Source organism: Candidatus Collinsella stercoripullorum, from assembly GCF_027669965.1.
GTDB classification, from domain to species: domain Bacteria; phylum Actinomycetota; class Coriobacteriia; order Coriobacteriales; family Coriobacteriaceae; genus Collinsella; species Collinsella stercoripullorum.
Genome location: NZ_JAQECM010000030.1, coordinates 25,012 through 25,799 on the forward strand (window position 1 = coordinate 25,012; position 788 = coordinate 25,799).

Genomic DNA, 788 nt, shown 5'->3' on the forward strand with positions numbered 1-788 from the left:
CGGGGCGGCCCGCGTCACCTGCGCCCGCGAGCTCTCGGTCGGCGCGCTCGAGGCCCTGTGCGCGTCCGGCGTCCCCGTCGAGGCCTTCTGCCACGGGGCGATCTGCGTGTCGTATTCGGGCGCCTGCGCCTTCTCCGCGCTGCGGCGGGGGCGCTCCGCGAACCGCGGCGCGTGCACCCAGCCCTGCCGGCTCCCGTACCGCCTCGAGCGGGACGGCGCCCCCGCGTCCGAGGCGGAGGCGCCGTCGGGCAGGCTGCTGTGCCCGCGGGACCTCCTGTCCCTGCGGCACCTTCCCGCGCTCGTGCGCGCCGGGGTGGCCGCCCTCAAGATCGAGGGGCGCATGAAGAACCCCGACTACGTCTGGAACGTCGTGGGCTGCTACCGCGCGGCGCTCGACGCGCTCGCGGAGGGGGGCTTGGACGGGGAGGCGGAGGAGGAGGTCGCCTTCCGCCTCGGCATGTCCTTCAACCGCGGTTTCACCGACGCCTACCTGCGCGGCGGGTCCGGGCCGGAGCTCATGAGCCCCGAGCGGGCCATCAACCAGGGCGTCAGGGTGGGCGAGGTGGTCGCACGCGCCCGGCACGAGGTCACGGTGGCGCTCGAGCGCCCGGTCGGGGAGGGGGACACCCTCGAGATCAGGACCGTCCTCCCCGCGGACGCGGGCGCCGACGTGCCCGCGCGCTGGCCGCTCGTCCCGTGCCCGGCGGACGGCGCCGCGGGCGAGCGCCTCCGCGTCCGCTGCAAGCGCCGGGTCGAGCCGGGCAGCGCGGTCTACCTGACGGCGAGCG

1 protein-coding gene is annotated in these 788 nt (G+C 77.2%); it reads left to right on the forward strand.

Features of this window, described 5'->3' with window-relative positions; genetic code table 11:
• On the forward strand, positions 1–788 hold a 788-nt coding region (locus PHA29_RS07055; protein WP_270848863.1), incomplete at both ends, for a peptidase U32 family protein.